Consider the following 17,970-nt stretch of genomic DNA (forward strand, 5'->3'; position numbering starts at 1 on the left):
CTGGGCGCGTGACCGTACCTCGCAGGCAGACCAAGCTCGCCGTCGTCGGTGCGGGTGCCGTCGGTGCCACCCTCGCCTTCACCGCCCTGAACCGCGGCACGGCGCGCACCGTCGCCCTGATGGACGTCAACAAGGCCAAGGTGGAGGCCGAGGTGCTCGACCTCCAGCACGGCGCGATGTTCGTCCCGCAGGCCGAGGTGATCGGTTCCGACGACGTCGAGGTCTGCCGTGACGCCGACGTGGTCGTCGTCACGGCCGGCGCGAAGCAGCGGCCGGGCCAGTCGCGGCTGGATCTCGCCGAGGCGACGATCTCGCTGACGCGCGCGATCCTGCCGGGACTGGTCGAGGTCGCCCCGCACGCCACCTTCCTGCTGGTCACGAACCCTGTCGACGTGGTGACGCGGGCCGCCCAGGAGATCTCCGGCCTGCCTCCCGAGCGGGTGTTCGGTTCGGGGACGGTGCTGGACTCGTCGCGGCTGCGTGCGGCGCTCGCCCAGCACTGCGGCGTCGCGACGGCCAACGTGCACGCCTACGTGGCCGGTGAGCACGGGGACTCGGAGATCGCCCTGTGGAGCTCGGCGCGAATCGCCGGGGTGCCGCTGCTGGAGTGGGAACCGTTGCCGGGCCGATCGCCGCTGGACGCCGAGGCGCGCAAGCTCATCGCTCGCGACGTCGTCGAGTCGGCGTACCGGGTGATCGCCGGCAAGGGTGCCACCAACTATGCCGTCGGTCTGGCCGCCACACGGATCGTCGAAGCGGTGCTCAACGACGAGCACCGGGTGATGCCCGTGTCCACGAGGATCGACGGCTTCCACGGGATCAGCGACGTGTGTCTGTCTCTCCCCACCCTGGTCGACGCCCGTGGCGCGACCACCGTCGTGGACACGCCGCTGTCCGACGAGGAGGCGGAAGGACTGCGGTCGTCGGCCGCGAGCGTCCGCGCCGTCCAGCGGCGGTTCGACCTCTGAGGCCACCGCGAGGGCTGCGGGGCGATCGGTCGTTCTAGAGGCTGCGGAGCACGGCGACCACGCGACCGAGGATCTGCGCCTCGTCGCCGGCGATCGGGTCGTACGCCGAGTTCTGGGGCATGAGCCACGTGTGGCCGCCCGACTGCTTGAACGACTTGACCGTCGCCTCCCCGTCGAGCATGGCAGCCACGATCTCACCCTGCTCGGCCACGTTCTGGCGGCGTACGACGACCCAGTCGCCGTCGCAGATCGCGGCGTCGATCATCGAGTCACCCGCCACCTTGAGCAGGAAGAGCTCGCCGTCCCCGACGACCTGGCGGGGGAGGGGGAAGACATCCTCCACGACCTGTTCGGCCAGGATGGGCCCGCCGGCCGCGATCCGACCGACGAGCGGGACGTAGGAGGGAGCCGGTGAGCCGCCCTCGCCGATCTCGGGTTCGGGCACGGCCGAGGGCGCGAGGGGCGCCGGCACGGCTGAGCGGCCCGGGTCGAGCGCGACCGGGTCCACCACCTCCATGGCGCGTGGTCGGTGGGGGTCGCGCCGCAGATAGCCCTTGCGCTCGAGCGTGGTGAGCTGGTGCTTGACGGACGACGGGCTCGCCAGGCCGACGGCCTCCCCGATCTCGCGCATGGTCGGCGGGTAGCCGCGCTGCTCGACCGACGCGCGGATCGTCTCCAGGACGCGATGCTGGCGTGCGGTGAGCCGGTCCGGGCCTGGTGTGATCTCCGAGACGGACGCAAGGGTCTCGTCGCGCATGCCGGGGTCGGCGTCGTCGGTCTCGCGTGTCGTCGTCATACGTCTCTCCCGTCGAACCTGACCTGCCGAACCAGACAAAACTGTCACCGCTCCCGTCAGCCTAGGGCAGATCGCCCCGGACATCAAACATCTGTTCGATGATTCTCGACCTCCGCGCCCTCCGCGTGGTATCTATGGGTACAGGTGTTCGTCGAACAGGTGTATGACGGACAGGTGTTCGACCGGAAGGGTATGACCGGGAGGAGCAGGGCCATGGCATCGATCACGACAGCCTCGGTGGGCGAGACACGTGGGCTCGACGGGCTACGGCTGACGGCAAGAGGTCGGCGCGCGCTCGTCGGTCTCGCGGCGTTCCTGTTGTCGGTGCCGCTCGTGGCCTGGGGTGCCGGTGCCGTGGCCGATGCTCCCCGGAGCGCCGTCGAGGTGCGGCTGCAGACGGTGGCTCCCGGGGAGACGCTGTGGCAGTACGCCGCGACGGTGGCTGCGCCGGGGGAGGATCTGCGCGACGTCGTGGCGGACCTGAAGGAGCTCAACGGGATGCGCACGGCTGCGCTCCAGGTCGGACAGGTCGTGGTCCTGCCACAGACCGGTGAGTGATCCGCGGCGGTGCGATGTTGCACGGAGGCCGCGCGTCCGCTTACTTTCGTCGGGCCGCCGGGCACAGGCCCGGCCTCGATCGCAGGAGACACCGGATGCACTGCCCGTTCTGCCGACACGGCGACTCCCGCGTCGTCGACTCGCGCACGGCCGATGACGGCTCGTCGATCCGCCGTCGGCGTCAGTGTCCGGCCTGCCAGCGTCGCTTCACCACGATCGAGACGGCGAGCCTGTCGGTCGTGAAGCGTTCGGGCGTGACGGAGCCGTTCAGCCGCGAGAAGGTGGTCTCCGGGGTGCGCAAGGCCTGCCAGGGTCGCCCGGTCAGCGCGGACGACCTGGCGCTGCTGGCCCAACGCGTGGAGGAGACGCTGCGAGGATCGGGCAGCGCGGAGATCGACGCGTACGAGATCGGCCTCGCGATCCTCGGCCCGTTGCGGGAGCTCGACGAGGTCGCCTACCTGCGGTTCGCCTCCGTCTACCAGGCGTTCGACTCGCTCGACGACTTCGATGCGGCGATCACGTCGTTGCGTGTCGAGCGTGCCGAGCGTGAGGCCTCGAACCCGTCGGACGACCCGCAGGATCTCTGAACTGCCCCGGCTCTCGGTGGAATGGCTTCGCACGAGAGGCCCGAGAGGCGCATGCTGTCCTCATGACCGAAGAGAAGAAGGCGACAGGACCCGGCGACGAGGCGAAGGCTCGTTTCAGGGAGGCACTCGAGAAGAAGAACGCAGCACAGCACCGCACGGCCGAGTCCGAGCGGAACACCGGTGCCGTGCACGGTTCGGAGACCACCGGCCCCGTCCAGCAGATGTTCCGGCGCAAGTCGGGCTGACCTGGCACCAGGACGCTGAGCGCGAGCGGCCCCCCGAGGATCCTCGGGGGGCCGCTCGCGGCGCCAGGGCGCAGGTCAGGCGGCGGCCGGCCCCGGGGGGAACTCAGGGCGGTCGAACGCATCGCGGATCCGCAGCCGGACCGTCGTGTCCATCGCCATGAGCTTGGCGGAGGCGCCGCGCTGCGTGACGTCGGAGATGTCCGTGACGACATAGCCCAGCTCGCCCCGCGTGGCGAGCATCTGTGCCTCGATGTTGGCGCCGTGGTCGGCGAAGACCTGGTTCACCGCGGCGAGCACGCCCGGGACGTTGCGATGGAGGAGCGCGATGCGACCGACGCCCGTGTGCTCCAGCTGCAGGTTCGGCAGGTTCACCGACAGGGTCGTCGAAGCGGTCAGGAAGTAGTCGCGGAGCTTCTTGGCGACGAAGTGGCCGATCGACTCCTGCGCCTCGAGCGTCGACCCCCCGACGTGCGGCGTGAGGATGACGTTGTCGAGCCCGCGCAACGGCGAGTCGAAGTGGTCCCCCCGCTTCTTCGGCTCGGTGGGGAAGACGTCCACGGCAGCACCTGCGAGATGGCCGGACAGGATGTGCTCGCGCAGCGAGGCGAGGTCGACCACGAATCCGCGCGAGAGGTTGAGGAAGATCGACCCCGGCTTCATCCGGGCGAACATGTCCCCGGTGAACAGCCCGGCGTTCCCGGCGCGGCCGTCCACGTGGATCGTCACGGCGTCGGCCACCTGGAGCAGCTCGTCCAAGGTCTCGACCCTGCGGGCGTTGCCGAGGGCGAGCTTCTCGGCCGAGTCGTAGAAGACGACCTTCATGCCGAGGTTCTCGGCGAGCACGGAGAGCTGTGAACCGATGTTCCCGTACCCGATGATCCCGAGGGTGCGGCCACGCACCTCGTGCGAGCCGTCGGCGGTCTTGTCCCACACGCCGTCGTGCAGGGCCTTGTCCCGCACCGTGAGGCGGCGTGTCAAGGAGATGATCTCCGCCACCGCCAGCTCGACCACCGAGCGGGTGTTGGAGAACGGGGCGTTGAACACGGCCACACCCCGCGAGGCGGCGGCGTCGAGGTCGATCTGGTTGGTCCCGATGGAGAACGTCCCGACGGCCAGCAGGCCGGGGACGGACTCCAGGACATGACGGGTGACCTGGGTCTTGGACCGGATGCCGAGGATCTGGAAGTCGGCGAGCGTCTCGATCAGCTCCGCCTCGTCGAGCGCGCCGGAGCGGGTCTCGACCTCGATCCCCGCATCACGGAGGATCTCGACGGCGGCAGGATGGACGTTCTCGAGGAGGAGGGCGCGCAGCACGGACCCATGGTGCGCCACCGGAGGCGCGGCCACAAGCTCGTCTCACCCAGCGTGCACGAGACCTTCGGGGAGCGCACGGGAGTGCACGACGACGAGGACCTGCGTCGGCCGTGTCATGGCCACGTAGAGGTCCCCCCACCGGCCGGGACCGGCCGCGACGTCGGCGGGCTCCACGAGCACGACGGCGTCGTACTCGAGCCCCTTGGCCTCGCGCGGGGACGTCACGACCACCTGGGCGTCCTCCGGTCGCTGCCCTGCGAGACGCGTGGCCTCGTCGGCTCCCAGGGTGTCCGAGAGCGCAGCGGCGACCTGCTCGCGCAGCCCGGGCAGCGCGTCCTGCGCGGCGATGACCGCCACCCGGCCGGAGCCGTCGGCGGCCACGTGCTCCTGAGCGAGCGCGGCCGCGCGGGTGGCGGCACGCCCGGACGGGTCGTCCGAGCGGTCGACCTGCAGGGAGTCGGGGACGTCCCGGGCCGCCGTCAGGGGCGAGACCGGGAGGCCCGCTGCGGTCGCGACGCGCTGCGCGGCGTCCGCCACGGCGGCGGGCGTCCGGTAGCTCACGGTCAGCTCGCTGAGCCGCCAGCCGTCGCGGAGCACGGGGTCGAGCGCCTGGGGCCACGACCGGGCGCCGGCCGCGGACGAGGTCTGGGCGACGTCACCCACGATGGTCAGCGACCGTGTCGGGACGCGGCGCACGATGGCGTGCCACGCCATCGGGCTGAGCTCCTGGGCCTCGTCGACCACGACGTGTCCGTACGTCCAGGACCGGTCCGAGGCGGCACGCTCCGCGGTGGTCAGGGTGGGTCCTGTCTCGGCGAACCGGTCGGCGAGCGTCTGGGCGTCGACCAGGCCCCCGCCGGCGCCGGTGGACTCCAGCACGGTCCGGGCGTACTCGAGCTCGGCGGCGCGCTGCGTCTCGGCGGCGCGGGACTCGGCCCGGGCCACGGAGTCGTCGACTCCCAACAGCTCCGCCGCCTCGTCGAGGATCGGCACGTCGGACTCCGTCCACGGAGCGTCGGGGGAGCGGCGCAGCAGGCTGCGCTCGGCGGCCGTCAGCTCCGGTGCCGCCTCCTCGAGGCGGTGCGGCTTGGCCCACAGGTCGGCGACCAGCCTCTCGGGCGTCAGGGGGAACCACGCCAGGTTGACGGCGACCCGGACGTCGCGGTCCGCGCGCAGGTCCTCCTGGAGCACCGCCACGTCGTGGTCCGACAGCTCGGAGTCGGTGCGCTCGCGGTACTGGTCGACGAGCTTGGCGAGCATCTCGCGCACGAACGTCGCACGCGCCTCGTTGTGAGGCTTGTGCGTCCGGCGTGCCCGGGCGATCGCCTCGCGCACGTCCCGCCGGCGGATCGACAGGTCGACGCCGTCCACCCGTACGGCGACGTCGCGCACGGGAACCCGTTCCCGGGCGCGTACGGCGCGACGGACCGCCGCACGCCACAGCAGGCGGCCCTTGATCTCGGCGACCGGGCCGTCGTCGACGTCGGTGGCTCGCAGGCCCGGCAGCAGCTCGCCGACGGTGGTGGACACGACACCCGTCTCGCCGAGGGAGGGCAGCACCTGGTCGATGTAGCGCAGGAAGGCCCGGCTGGGACCCACGAGCAGGACGCCCGAGCGTTCGAGCACCCGGCGGTGGGCGTAGAGCAGGTAGGCGGCGCGGTGCAGCGCGACGGCGGTCTTGCCGGTCCCCGGGCCGCCCTGGACGACCAGGGCGCCACCGAGATCGTCGCGCACGATCCGGTCCTGCTCGCCCTGGATGGTCGCGACGATGTCCGCCATGCGACCGGTGCGGCGGGTGGCGAGCGAGGCGAGGAGCGCGCCCTCTCCGGACAGCGACGACACGTCCATCCCGTCCGTCACGGCGTCCAGGTCGAGCACCTCGTCCTCGTACCCGGTGACGGTCCGCGCGGAGGTGACCACGTGTCGACGACGCCGTACGCCGTCCGGGTGGCGGGCCGTGGCCCGGTAGAACGCTCGCGCGGCGGGTGCGCGCCAGTCGGTGAGGAGCGAGCGGTGCTCGTCGTCGGCCAGGCCCAGGCGACCCACGTAGCGGACCTCGCCGTCCTCGAGGTCGAGGCGACCGAAGGCGAGCCGGTCCTCGACGGCGTCGAGCTGGGCAGCACGGTCCGCGTAGAGGGTCGCGAAGGCGTCCCGCTCGCTGCGGTTCTGCGGCGAGCCCGACGGCCCCTCGCGTCGTACCTCGGCGAGCCGTGCGCGCGCGACGGCGCGCAGCTCGTCGAGGCGGGCGTACAGCCGGGTGACGACCGCCTGCTCGCGTGCCAGCTCCTCGTGCCTGCCCGCCACGCGTCCTCCTGGTGCTCCTCGATGTGCGGCCGACCATCATTCCACGCGCGGGCGGTGCGGCGCGCCGACAGGGGTACCCACGACCGACGCGCCGGGGCCCGTCGGCGATGACGCGAGCGGTCGCGACGACATAGGATCATGGTCATGATCAGCGGCGACGGGGGACGCGCCGGGTCCGGGGACGGTGAGCCGACGGGACCGGCGGTGGTGCTGCTCGTCGAGGACGACGACGGCGACGCCCTCCTCGTGACCGAGCTGCTCGCCGACGCGGAGGTCGAGATCGAGGTGCGGCGGGCGACGTCGGTCGCGGGGGCGGCCGAAGAGCTGGACAGGACGCGCGTCGACTGCCTGATCGTCGACCTGGGCCTGCCGGACGCGGTGGGGCTCGACGCCATCGAGCGCCTGCGTCGGTCCACGCAGCGCCACGAGGTCCCTCCGGCCCTCGTGGTGCTCACGGGGCACGCCGGGATCGACCAGGGGGTGCGCGCGGTCGCCGCCGGTGCCGACGACTACCTCGTCAAGGGTGAGACGGGCGCGGACCTGCTCGGACGTTCGCTGCGCTATGCCCTGCAGCGGCGACGGTCGGCGGCCCAGCAGCGTGCCCTGTACCGCAGCGAGGTACGTGCGGCCGAGACCGCGCGGCTGGAACGGGCGCTGCTGCCCAAGCCGCTGGTGGAGGACTCGACGGTCTCGGTGATGGTCGGCTACCTCCCGGGTGGGAACGGTCTGCTGGGTGGCGACTTCTTCGACTCGGTCCAGACGGCGGACGGCACGGTGCTGTCGATGATCGGCGACGTGGCCGGCCACGGGCCGGACGAGGCGGCCCTCGGTGCGACCCTGCGCACGGCGTGGCGCACGCTCGTCCTGACCGGGACACCACCGCAGGACGTGCTCGGTCACCTGGAACGCGTCCTGGTGACCGAACGTCCTCGCCCGGAGATCTTCGTCACGCTCTGCCAGGTGGCGGTGACCCCTGACCGGCACGGGATCGACCTGTACCTCGCGGGACACCCCGCGCCGATGCTGCTGACGGGACCGGTCGGCGCCGTGCGCTGCGACGACCTGCAGCCGACGGCCCGGGGGCGCGCGCTCGGTATCCCGATCGACGGCGGCTGGCGTGCGCAGCGCGTGGAGGTCGACGGCCCGTTCGCCGTGCTGATGTACACGGACGGGCTGGTCGAGGCCTCCGTCGTCGACGGAGCGGGCGCGCCGGTCCGGCGGGGCCGACGAGGGGCGCAACGGGTCGGGTTCGACGGTCTGCTCGGCCTGGTGCAGGCCGAGCTCGACGAGTCCGGGTTCGTCGGGGTCGTCGAGCGGGTCCTGCGCCGGGTGCGCGCAGCGCACGGCGGCCCGTTGGTCGACGACGCGGCGATGCTCGTCGTCGGGTGGACCGGTGCTCGGGAGGTCGTCGGCGAGAGGTCGTCGACGCTCGCCGACTCGGCAGAGTGGGCGCGTCCGTGAGCCGGCCGCGTTCCGTGCTGCACGGGCTGCGCCGACTCCTGCGCGGCGCAGGCCTGGTGCTCCTGCTGGTCCTGGTCGTGGCCTTCACGGCGATCTTCGTCTCGTTGCGTCTGCTGACGACCGAGGCGGACGCCGAGACCATCGCCCTCGCCCGCCGGTGGAACGAGGTGGTGCTGGTCGTCGTGGGCGTGCTCGGCGTCGTGTCGGTGGTGCTGGGCTGGATGGTCTGGCAGGCGGTGCAGCGCGGGGTGACGGCACCGCTCGGCACGCTCGCGGCCGAGGTCCGCAAGGCCAGCAGGGGGGAGCACGACCACGAGATCCCACGGGTCGGCACCGGCGAGGTCGCCGCGCTGAGCAGCGATGTCGAGGACATGCGCCGTGAGCTGGTCCAGCAGGTCGCCGAGGCGCGCGGGGCGCACGCCGAGGCCGAGGACGCGCAGGTGCGGCTGCTGGAGCAGGCCAGAGAGCTGGAGCGCTCGAACCGCGACCTCGAGCAGTTCGCCTACGTCGCCTCGCACGACCTGCAGGAACCGCTGCGCAAGGTCGCCAGCTTCACCCAGCTGCTGCAGAAGAGGTACGGGGGCCAGCTCGACGACCGGGCCGACCAGTACATCGCCTTCGCGGTGGACGGTGCGCACCGGATGCAGCGGCTCATCCAGGACCTGCTGAGCTTCTCTCGTGTCGGACGGTCGGGGGCGGCCCCGGAGGACGTCGACCTCGGTGCCCTGATGGGCCAGGTCCTGGCAGACCTCTCCGACCGGGTCGAGGAGGAGGGCGCCGAGGTCACGTACGACTCGTTGCCAGTGGTCCGCGGCGAGCGGGGGCTGCTCCTCCTGCTGCTGCGCAACGTGGTGGGCAACGCGCTGAAGTTCCGGCACCCGGACCGGGTTCCCCGCGTCCACGTCTCGGCCGAGCCGACGGCCGGCGGCGCCTGGGAGCTGTCGTGCCGTGACAACGGCATCGGCATCGACCCGCAGTATGCCGAGCGGGTCTTCGTCATCTTCCAGCGGCTGCACCCCAAGGAGGTGTACAGCGGCACCGGGATCGGGCTGGCCCTGGTCAAGAGGGTCGCGGAGCATCACGGGGGTCGGGTGTGGATCGACACCGGCGCCACGCAGGGGACGACGATCCGGTGGACGCTCCCCGGGTCCGCATAGGGTGGCGGGATGACTGAGCAGCAGGTCGGCATCGAGGTCCTCCTCGTCGAGGACGATCCGGGTGACGTCCTCATGACGCGTGAGGCGTTCGCCGAGCACAAGGTCGCGAACCGGCTCTCGGTGGTCTCCGACGGTGTGAGCGCGATGGAGTTCCTGCGGCGCGAGGGCGACCACGCCGAGGCGCCCCGACCGGACCTCGTCCTGCTCGACCTCAACCTGCCGCGCATGGACGGCCGTGAGGTGCTGGCGCTGGTCAAGGAGGACCCGGTGCTCAAGCACATCCCGGTGGTCGTGCTGACCACGTCCGAGGCGGAGGAGGACGTGCTGCGCTCCTACGCGCTGCACGCCAACGCCTACGTGACCAAGCCGGTGGACTTCGAGCGGTTCATCGACGTCGTGCAGCAGATCGACGACTTCTTCCTCTCGGTGGTGCGGCTCCCGCGGCACTGACCACGGGAAGAACCTGGGGCTCCACCTGGTTGACGCTCGTGCGACGCCGACGCGTCGCTGTCGAGACGAGGAGGCACGGTGCTGGACCCCCAGGGGATCTACGAGGTCGACGACGAGGCGCTCGCGCGCACGCTGGGTGACGAGACGTCCCTCGCCGGCGAGCCGTCCGGACCGGTGCTCGTCCATGCGCTACGAGGATTCGTCGACGCCGGCGCGGCCGGCGAGATCGCGGTCGAGCACCTGGTCGAACGGTTCGCCGTCACCCGCCTGGTCACGTTCGACGTCGACCGCCTGGTCGACTACCGGTCCCGCCGACCGGCGATGACGTTCGACGCGGACCGGTGGGCCGACTACGACGAGCCGTCGCTCGTGCTGGACCACCTCACCGACGACGAGGGGGCAGGATTCCTCCTGCTGCACGGGATCGAGCCGGACCTGCAGTGGGAGCGGGTCGCTGCCGCGGTGCGCGAGCTCGTGGAGCGGTTCGGGGTCTCGTTGACGGTCGGCGTGCACGGTATCCCCATGGGGGTGCCCCACACCCGCCCGCTGTCGTTGACGGCCCACGGGACCCGCGAGGGCCTCGTGGAGGACTACACGTCGTTCTTCGGGCGCGTCCGGGTCCCGGGTGCGCTCGCCGCCCTGCTGGAGCTGCGCCTGGGGCAGACGGAGCACGACGCGCTGGGCGTGACGGTGCACGTCCCGCACTACCTGGCGCAGTCTCGCTACGTGCCGGCCGCCGTCGTCGCGCTGCAGCACGTCGAGAAGGCCACCGGGCTGGCGCTCGGGACGTCGGCGATGGCCGAGGCCGCGACCGAGGCGCAGGTGGAGGTCGCCGAGCTGGTGGCGCAGAACGAGGAGGTCGCGGCCGTGGTGCACCAGCTCGAGGAGCAGTACGACGCCTTCACCCGGTCCGTCGGCCGGACGAACCTGCTGGCCGAGGACGCCGCGCTGCCGACGGCCGAGGAGCTCGGCGCCGAGTTCGAGAGGTTCCTCGCCCAGCGGGACGAGGGCTGACCGGCCAGCGACGGAGCCGTCACTCCGTGCGCGTCGGAGTGACCCGTGCCACACTGTCGGGCGTCGCACCTGCTCACCGGCGTACGGCCGGCTCCGCGGGCCGGTGCGTCGGCGGGTGCCCGTCCGGTGCACCCGTGCATCGGACGGAAGGTCGAAGGATCAGCATGGCGCAGGGTTCTGTGAAGTGGTTCAACTCCGAGAAGGGCTACGGGTTCATCGCCCAGGACGGCGGCGGCGCCGACGTCTTCGTCCACTACTCGGAGATCCAGACGCAGGGGTACCGCACGCTCGACGAGGCCCAGCGCGTCGAGTTCGAGATCGCCCAGGGTCCGAAGGGCCCGCAGGCGGAGCAGGTCGTCCCGCTCTGACCTGCAGCAGCTTGACGAGGGGTCGTCGCCCAGCACGGGGCGACGACCCCTCCTGCGTCAGGCGCCCAGCCCTGCGAAGCGGGCGACGTCGTCGGTCGTGAGCAGCCGCGCGGGGACCGGCAGGCTGCGCAGGGCACGAGCGAGTCCCGCGTCGCGCAGGTCGACGGACTCCGTGTCGCCGGTCGCGCGGTCGTCGGGGGCGCGGACGGCGGCCAGCACCACGTTGCCGTACCGGCGGCCCTTGAGGACCGAGGGCTCCGCGACGAGACCGAGCCGGCCCGACCTGGCGCTGTCCGTCCCGAAGGCGTCGGCGAGCGAGGACGCCTCCTGGCGGGCGAGCCGGAGCGGTGGGCGGTCGGCGCAGTTGACGAGCAGGACGCCCCCGGGGCGCAGCACCCGTCGGGCGGCCTCGGCGAACTCGCCGCCGACGAGGTGGTCGGGCGTCCGGTCGCCGTCGAACACGTCGCGCACGACGACGTCGAACGATGCGTCGGGCAGCCCGGCCAGCGCACGGCCGGCGTCCTCGGCGCGCAACCGCAGACGCGGCGACCGCGGAAGGTCGAACCACTGGCGCACGAGTGTGAGGAGGTGTGCGTCGACGTCGATCCCGAGCTGGCGCGAGTCGGGTCGCACGTGCTCGACCTGGCGCGGCAGGGCGCACCCTGCGGCGCCCAGGTGCAGGGCACGGACGGGGCCCGGGGGGAGCAGCTCGATCACCGCCGCCATCTGCTGGAGGTACTCGAAGGCGAGGAACCCGGGGTCGGCGAGGTCGAGGCACGAGCTCGGCACCCCGTTGACGTGCAGGGTCAGCCGCGCCGGATGGTCCGGGTCGTGCTCGACGTGCGCCGTGCCGGTGTCGATCTGCACGGGTCCGGCGGGAACTGTCGGTGCCTCGCGGGAGGATCTCTGAGGACGGGTCGTGCGGGAACGGCGGGCCATGGGACCAGTCTCCCTCGCCGGGCCTCTTCTCCGGGGCGGCCTTGACAGGATCGAACAGGCGTTCGAAGATGCGGTGAGGAGGGTCCCCCCGCGTGGTCAGGAGGTGCGCGATGACAGCACGAGGCGGTGTACCGGTGCCCCAGCGTGTGGAGAGCCTGCTGGTGCGGGCGGACGCGGAGCTGGCGGCGGCCGTCCTCGCCACGGATCCGGGCGAGCGGTTCGTCCACGCCCACCTGGCGGCGCTGCGCTCGGCGGCGGCGGTGGTCGCGCTCCGCGGGGACGCGCCGCGCGGTCGGGCTCGCGCCGTCTGGGACCTGCTGGCGCGCATGGAGCCGGAGCTGGCGGCGTGGGGTGTCTACTTCGCCTCGGGGGCGCGACTTCGTGCTGCCGTGGATGCCGGGCTCGGCGACGAGGTGTCGCCGGCGCGCGCGGACGAGCTGCTGGCGTGCGCCGAGGACTTCCGCGACGAGGTCGGGCTGAGGGTGGACCCGGCGGCAGGGTTCGCGCTGCGGTCGACGCGGGCCGCGACGGCGGCCTCGTGAGCCGTGGCCCGCGCTCTGCCGCCGTCCGGCGCGACTGGGGTCAGGACGAGGACGGGGCCTGCGTCCTGCACGTCGACATGGACGCCTTCTTCGCGTCGGTCGAGCTGAGGCGTCGTCCCGAGCTGCGCGGCCGCCCGGTGATCGTCGGTGGGCGCGAACGGGGGGTGGTGCTGGCGGCCACCTATGAGGCGAGAGCCTACGGCGTCCGGTCGGCGATACCGATGTCACATGCCCTGCGACGGTGCCCGGAGGCGGTCGTCGTTCCCCCCGACCACAGGCTCTACCGTGACGTCTCCCGGTCGGTCATGGCGATGCTGGGGGACGTGACGGCGGTGGTCGAGCAGGTCTCCGTCGACGAGGCCTTCCTCGACGTCGCCGGTGCTCGGCGCCGCCTCGGGCCGCCGACGCGGATCGGGGCCGCCCTGCGCGAGCGGGTGCGCACGGAGCACGGCATCACGTGCTCGGTCGGCATCGGCCGGAACAAGCTGGTCGCCAAGCTGGCCTCGACCCACGCCAAGCCGGACGGGATGCTGCTGGTGCCGGCGTCGGCGACGGAGGCCTTCTTGCGGGAGCTGCCGGTCGGCGCGTTGTGGGGCGTGGGGGAGAAGACGGAACAGGTGCTGGCGCGGTGGGGCATCACGACGGTGGCCGGGCTGGCGGACACCGAGCTGGACATCCTGCAGGCGGCGGTCGGCAAGGTCACCGGCGCGCACCTGCACGACCTGGCGTGGGGGAGGGACCCGCGGCCCGTCGTCGCCGGACGGGCCGAGCGCAGCATCGGTGCGGAGTCGACGTTCGGGCAGGACGTGCGCGACCTCGACGAGGTGGCTCGTCGGTTGCGCGAGCTGTGCGACCGCGTGGCAGGTCGGCTGCGGCGGCAGGGCCTCGTCGCGCGCACGGTCGCGCTGAAGGTCCGCACGAGCGACTTCCGGACGATGACCCGGGCACGCACGCTCGACGTACCCACCGACGTGGCTCAGGAGGTCTATGGCGTCGCGCGCGAGCTGCTCGGCGCGGTCGATCTGGGAGGTCTGCCGGTGCGCCTGGTGGGGGTGCGAGGAGAGAACCTGCGCGAGCGCGCCGACCTCAGCTCGCAGCCCACGCTCTTCGACCAGGACGGGGCGCAGCACGGTGCCCGTCGCGAGGCGGAGCTCGCCGTCGACGCCGTCCGAGAGCGGTTCGGGTCGGCGGTCATCGCTCTGGGGACCCCGTCGACTACCGTCGGGCGCTCAGCAGGCATATCCTAGGGGTAGGCCACGAAACTACAGCGAGATCGGGGGGCCCGATGCCTCTGTCCGAGTACGAGCAGCGCGTGCTGGAGCAGATGGAGCGCGCGCTGGAGAGCGACGACCCCCGGCTGGCTACGACGCTCCAGCGGTCCAGCCATCGATCCCCCCTGCGCTACGTCCTGGCCGGGTTGTGCGTAGTCCTGGGACTGGTGCTGCTGGTCATCGGTGTGGCGTCGTCGCTGACGCTGCTCGGGGTGGCCGGCTTCGTTCTGATGTTCGCCGGGGTGGTGTACGCCTTCTCGGCCCCCCGCAAGAAGGGTCCGCAGGGCGTCGTCGGTGCCGACGGCACGGTGCACCCGTCCTCCGCGAAGCAGCAGCCGGGTTCGTCCTCGGCGAAGGGTCCGGGTTTCCTCACCCGGCTCGAGGAGCGCTGGGACCGTCGTCGTGAGCAAGGGCGCGGGTGAGGTTCGGCGTTCGTGAGAAGGGGCGCTAGTCCCGGCTCGCCAGCTGCTCGGTGACCCTGGTCGCCACCTCGGCGAGGTCCGGTCCCTGGTTGTCGGTCTGCTCGGTCGGGGAGGCGTACCGCGACCGCTCGACCGCGAGGGCCAGGGTCTCCAGGTCTTCACGAATCTGCGTCGGGGCCTGGCCCCGCCTGTGCTCGACGGCGTCGATCACGGCCTGCGGAGCCTGACGAGGGGTCGTGGGAGCGGGAAGCGTGACGCCGTCCCGCTCGAGCGTGGTGATCACGCGCTGCCAGGCGCTCTCGGCGTCCACCGGTCCCGTGGCGCGCCGACGTCGCCGCCAGAGGAACGCGGCGCTCCAGCCCCCCGCGACGAGGGTGATCGCGACGAGGATCCAGACCCACGCCGGCGCGGCGTCACCCGGCTCGGGGCCGACGGCGACCGCCGGCTCTGTCGGGGCCGCGGTGGTCTCCTCCGGCTCGGGTCGCTCGGCGGCAGGTGGTGGCAGCTCCTGCGGCTGGTCCGCGGGAGCGGGTGCCGCAGCCGTGGCGGTCGTGTACTCGGGTGCCGCACCGGTCTGCGTCGCCGGCGTCGGCTCGAAGCGGACCCAGCCGATCTGGTCGAAGTAGAGCTCGGGCCAGGCGTGCGACTCCTGCCCGGTCACCTGCCAACGCTCCTCCCCGGTGGCGGGCTCCTCGACGGAGTCGCCGGGGAGGAAGCCGACGCCGAGGCGCGTGGGGATGCCCAGGGTGCGCGCCATGACCGACATCGTGGTCGCGAACTGGACGCAGTACCCGGTGCGATGCTGCAGGAAGTCCCAGACCGGGTCGCCCGTGCCGCCTCGGGGCAGCTGCGTGGAATAGGTGAACGTGGCGGGGTCGCGCAACCACTGCTGGAGTGCGACGGCCTGGTCGTAGGCGTTGTCGGTGCCGGCGACGACGTCGGCGGCGATCGCCGCCACCTCCTCCGAGTGCTCGGTGTCCGGGACCGCGAGGTAGGCGTCCTCGGCGACGCCAGGGCCGGCGTCGCGCAGGCGCTCGGGGTCGAGCTCCCGGTGGCGCACCCCGAGCACGTAGACGTCGCCCACGTCGGTCCGGTCGCCGACGACCTCGTCGCGCAGCGGGTCGTAGCCCCACGTCCCACCGGCATCGACACGCCGCGGCTCGACCGTCACGGGGAGCTGGTCGTCGCGCAGCGCCCCCACGGTGACGGCCACGTCCTGACGGCTTCCCAGGGTGCCCGTGTCCAGGTCGTCGGGCCAGAGCAGCGACTGCGCCTCGAACGGTTGGCCCGAGCGCTCCTCACCACGCTGCCAGCGGCGACCGTCGAAGGCGGTCGCCGTGTACGTGCGCAGCGGCCCGAGGTCCTGGCCGTCGCCGGTGTACGTCAGCACCACCTCGTGGGAGCGTTCGGTGAGGCTGCTCAGGACGTCGAGGTCCTCCGCGAGCTGGATCGTGTCGCCCGTCGTCGTGAAGCTCTGGTACCAGGCACCCGCGTACCCGGGCAGGTTGCTCGAGGCGGCGGCGACGCCGCCCGCGGCGACGGCGACCACCACGGCGACGGCGGTCGTCGTGACGGCTCGGGCGCCCTCGGCGCGGCGAACGGGAGCGGGCGGGCGTTCGGTGCGCGCCGGCCTGCGGTCGTCGATCGAGACCGACAGGATCAGCAGCAGGGAGGCGACCACCACGACGAAGACGGCGGTGGGCACCTCGCCGACCAGCACGAGCGGCGGGCACCAGAGGGCCAGCAGGGGCAGACCGGCCGCAGCGGGCCAGCGCAGGCCACCCACCAGCGCGTCCGCCAGCAGGAGCACCGCGAGCGTCCCCCCGACGGCCAGCAGGGCGATCGGCAGCGTCCCGGGCACCGGCGCCACCTCGGAGCGGATGACATCGCCGGCGTCACCGAGGCGGTCGACCACCCGGCCCAGGCTGTCGGGGCCCACCACGAGCTGCGGCCGGGACGTCGGAGCGCCGAAGTGCGCCGAGACGTACCACGAGGCCACGAGGGCGCCGGCGAGGGTGGGGACCGCCGACCCCGCTCCTGCGTCGTGGTGGCCCCGCCGTCGGGAGCGTCGGTCCAGCAGGATGCGGGCCGTGCCGGTCGACAGGGCCACGGCCATGACACCGACGAGGCCGGTGCGGACCCAGTCGCCGGGCAGCACCAGTGCGGTCAGGGCGAGCATCGACGCGGCGACCGCGACCGCCACGAGGGCGGACGTGGCAGCGATCCGGGCAGCGGGGCCCGCGTACGCGGGGATCATGCGGCGACCTCGGCGAGAGATGCCCAGGTGCGCTCGACAGGGGTGCCGGGCCGGCAGGCGGAGACGCGCCACCCCGCCGCGCGCAGGCCGTCCACGGTCGGTTCGACGTCGTGGTCCTTCCCTGTCCCGCGAGGCGTCACGACGAGCGCCCAGGCGACCCCGTCGGCGCCGAGCGCTGCGACCGCGGGCCGCAGGGAGGCGCCCATGGCGCCGAGCACGGCCACGGTGATCTCGGAGCGCACCCGGTCCGCTCGCAGCACCTGAACCGTCGTGGACAACGCCTCGTCGGCGGTCGCCCCCCGCAGCCCGGTGAGGTCGACGGTCGCGTCCAGGAGCTGGGAGCGGCCGCTGCGGCGTCCGGAGGTGTGCTCGGTCCGGGTCGGCACCGTGCTCGTGGCGACCAGTCGTGTCGGGTGCCCGGCCTCGAGGAACGAGGTGGCCACCGAGGCGGCCAGCTCGACGGCCCACTCGCCGTCGTCGATGTCGACCCTGGACGCAGGGCGCGCTCCGGGGCGACCGTCCGGGGGCGGTGCGAGCAGCCCCAGGTCGAGCAGGACCGTCACGGGTCGCAGGCCGGCGCTCTCGTCCGCGCGAACCATGATCCGTCCCTGCCGGGCGGACCCGGCCCAGTGGACGCGACGAGGATCGTCGCCGGGGACGTACTCACGCAGGACGGAGTCGTCGCTGGAGGCCAGACGCGCTCCGACGGCGGCGCGGTCGATGTCGCCGAGTGCTGCGGTGCGGGCCGGCAGCTCCACGGTCCGTGGCCAGACGGACACCCGGGTCGTGCCGCCGAGGGGCTGGGTCGTGCGGGCGAGCCCGAAGACGTCGGTGCGGGTCGTCAGAACCGGGCCCAACGGCCACCTGCCGCGTCGCGCGGGAGCGAGCGAGTACTGCACCGCGATGTGGTCGGGATGGGTGCGCACGCGGGCGCGGATGCCCGAGGGGCCGGCGAGCTCGTGCGCGGCCTGCTCCGACAGGCGCAGGCGGGCGAGCCGTTCGTAGGCGGCACCGGTCCGGGCGCGTACCCTCACGACCAGCCGGGTCGTGGCGGACCGGCCGGCGACGACGGGGTCCGGGTCGATGCGGCGTTCGACGTCGAGGGCCCCTCGCCCGGTGTCGAGCCGTTGCCAGGCCAGGGTCGACCACGCGGCGGCGACGGTCATCACCGCCGCCGCCCCGAGGCCGACGAGGTCGGGCAGGTCGAGCACGATCCCACCCGCCGCCAGCACCAGCCCGACGGCGACGAGGGCCGCACCCCGTCCGGTCGGACGGACACGCGCCGGCCGTCGCGACGTGAGCACCCCCTCGCGCCGG

18 protein-coding genes are annotated in these 17,970 nt (G+C 72.9%); 12 read left to right on the top strand and 6 right to left on the bottom strand.

Features of this window, described 5'->3' with window-relative positions; all coding sequences use genetic code 11:
• The first annotated feature begins 8 nt into the window (after nucleotides 1-8).
• Nucleotides 9-968: an L-lactate dehydrogenase gene (locus HDG69_RS07335; RefSeq protein WP_171783015.1), complete on the top strand. Its 960-nt coding sequence runs from the start codon at nucleotides 9-11 to the stop codon at nucleotides 966-968.
• Nucleotides 969-1,002: 34 nt separating this feature from the next.
• Here HDG69_RS07335 and lexA read toward each other — a convergent pair whose 3' ends face one another.
• A complete protein-coding gene (lexA, locus tag HDG69_RS07340) occupies nucleotides 1,003-1,725 on the bottom strand; it encodes a transcriptional repressor LexA (protein WP_216645408.1) in 723 nt (240 codons plus the stop codon).
• A gap of 252 nt (nucleotides 1,726-1,977) precedes the next feature.
• On the opposite strand from lexA, the gene HDG69_RS07345 reads away from it, so the two are divergent.
• From HDG69_RS07345 to HDG69_RS07355, 3 genes are all read left to right on the top strand, one after another.
• Nucleotides 1,978-2,322, top strand: a complete 345-nt coding sequence (locus HDG69_RS07345) for a LysM peptidoglycan-binding domain-containing protein (protein WP_171783017.1) — start codon at nucleotides 1,978-1,980, stop codon at nucleotides 2,320-2,322.
• 95 nt (nucleotides 2,323-2,417) lie between these two features.
• A complete protein-coding gene (gene nrdR, locus HDG69_RS07350) occupies nucleotides 2,418-2,909 on the top strand; it encodes a transcriptional regulator NrdR (RefSeq protein ID WP_171783018.1) in 492 nt (163 codons plus the stop codon).
• Between the two features lie 62 nt (nucleotides 2,910-2,971).
• The gene (locus HDG69_RS07355; RefSeq protein ID WP_171783019.1) at nucleotides 2,972-3,154 is read left to right on the top strand and encodes a DUF5302 domain-containing protein; all 183 of its coding nucleotides are present in this window, start codon (nucleotides 2,972-2,974) and stop codon (nucleotides 3,152-3,154) included.
• A 75-nt stretch (nucleotides 3,155-3,229) separates the two neighbouring features.
• Here the strand turns inward: HDG69_RS07355 and serA are convergent, their stop codons facing one another.
• Together serA and HDG69_RS07365 are read right to left on the bottom strand one after the other, a co-directional pair.
• Complete coding sequence (serA, locus tag HDG69_RS07360; RefSeq protein WP_171783020.1) at nucleotides 3,230-4,468, bottom strand: phosphoglycerate dehydrogenase; 1,239 nt, start codon at nucleotides 4,466-4,468, stop codon at nucleotides 3,230-3,232.
• Between the two features lie 42 nt (nucleotides 4,469-4,510).
• The gene (locus tag HDG69_RS07365; protein WP_171783021.1) at nucleotides 4,511-6,772 is read right to left on the bottom strand and encodes an AAA family ATPase; all 2,262 of its coding nucleotides are present in this window, start codon (nucleotides 6,770-6,772) and stop codon (nucleotides 4,511-4,513) included.
• Between the two features lie 144 nt (nucleotides 6,773-6,916).
• On the opposite strand from HDG69_RS07365, the gene HDG69_RS07370 reads away from it, so the two are divergent.
• From HDG69_RS07370 to HDG69_RS07390, 5 genes are all read left to right on the top strand, one after another.
• Nucleotides 6,917-8,233: a PP2C family protein-serine/threonine phosphatase gene (locus HDG69_RS07370; protein WP_171783022.1), complete on the top strand. Its 1,317-nt coding sequence runs from the start codon at nucleotides 6,917-6,919 to the stop codon at nucleotides 8,231-8,233.
• Nucleotides 8,230-9,390 carry a sensor histidine kinase gene (locus HDG69_RS07375; RefSeq protein WP_343036305.1) on the top strand — a complete coding sequence of 387 codons (1,161 nt, stop codon included), beginning with the start codon at nucleotides 8,230-8,232 and terminating at the stop codon, nucleotides 9,388-9,390. Before HDG69_RS07370 ends, HDG69_RS07375 begins: the two co-directional genes overlap by 4 nt.
• Nucleotides 9,391-9,399: 9 nt before the next feature.
• A complete protein-coding gene (locus tag HDG69_RS07380) occupies nucleotides 9,400-9,840 on the top strand; it encodes a response regulator (RefSeq protein ID WP_171783023.1) in 441 nt (146 codons plus the stop codon).
• A gap of 78 nt (nucleotides 9,841-9,918) precedes the next feature.
• Nucleotides 9,919-10,854, top strand: coding sequence for a PAC2 family protein (locus tag HDG69_RS07385; RefSeq protein ID WP_171783024.1), 936 nt, complete (start codon nucleotides 9,919-9,921; stop codon nucleotides 10,852-10,854).
• Nucleotides 10,855-11,018: 164 nt separating this feature from the next.
• Nucleotides 11,019-11,222, top strand: coding sequence for a cold-shock protein (locus HDG69_RS07390; RefSeq protein WP_171783025.1), 204 nt, complete (start codon nucleotides 11,019-11,021; stop codon nucleotides 11,220-11,222).
• A gap of 57 nt (nucleotides 11,223-11,279) precedes the next feature.
• Here HDG69_RS07390 and HDG69_RS07395 read toward each other — a convergent pair whose 3' ends face one another.
• Nucleotides 11,280-12,089, bottom strand: a complete 810-nt coding sequence (locus HDG69_RS07395) for a spermidine synthase (RefSeq protein ID WP_343036306.1) — start codon at nucleotides 12,087-12,089, stop codon at nucleotides 11,280-11,282.
• A gap of 206 nt (nucleotides 12,090-12,295) precedes the next feature.
• On the opposite strand from HDG69_RS07395, the gene HDG69_RS07400 reads away from it, so the two are divergent.
• Genes HDG69_RS07400 through HDG69_RS07410 form a run of 3 tightly spaced genes read left to right on the top strand, consistent with a single transcriptional unit; the run spans nucleotide 12,296 to nucleotide 14,396 of the window.
• Entirely contained in the window at nucleotides 12,296-12,703 is a 408-nt protein-coding gene (locus tag HDG69_RS07400) for an SAV_6107 family HEPN domain-containing protein (protein ID WP_343036307.1), read from the top strand.
• Nucleotides 12,700-13,950, top strand: coding sequence for a DNA polymerase IV (locus HDG69_RS07405; protein WP_171783028.1), 1,251 nt, complete (start codon nucleotides 12,700-12,702; stop codon nucleotides 13,948-13,950). Before HDG69_RS07400 ends, HDG69_RS07405 begins: the two co-directional genes overlap by 4 nt.
• Before the next feature lie 38 nt (nucleotides 13,951-13,988).
• On the top strand, nucleotides 13,989-14,396 hold the full coding sequence (locus HDG69_RS07410) for a DUF3040 domain-containing protein (protein WP_171783029.1): 408 nt from the start codon (nucleotides 13,989-13,991) through the stop codon (nucleotides 14,394-14,396).
• Nucleotides 14,397-14,421: 25 nt separating this feature from the next.
• On the opposite strand, the gene HDG69_RS07415 is transcribed toward HDG69_RS07410, so the two are convergent.
• A complete protein-coding gene (locus tag HDG69_RS07415) occupies nucleotides 14,422-16,653 on the bottom strand; it encodes a transglutaminase TgpA family protein (protein WP_171783030.1) in 2,232 nt (743 codons plus the stop codon).
• The gene (locus HDG69_RS07420; protein WP_343036308.1) at nucleotides 16,650-17,864 is read right to left on the bottom strand and encodes a DUF58 domain-containing protein; all 1,215 of its coding nucleotides are present in this window, start codon (nucleotides 17,862-17,864) and stop codon (nucleotides 16,650-16,652) included. Before HDG69_RS07420 ends, HDG69_RS07415 begins: the two co-directional genes overlap by 4 nt.
• Nucleotides 17,865-17,970 lie beyond the last annotated feature (106 nt).

This window comes from Isoptericola halotolerans, from assembly GCF_013149785.1.
Taxonomy (GTDB): Bacteria; Actinomycetota; Actinomycetes; order Actinomycetales; family Cellulomonadaceae; genus Isoptericola; species Isoptericola halotolerans.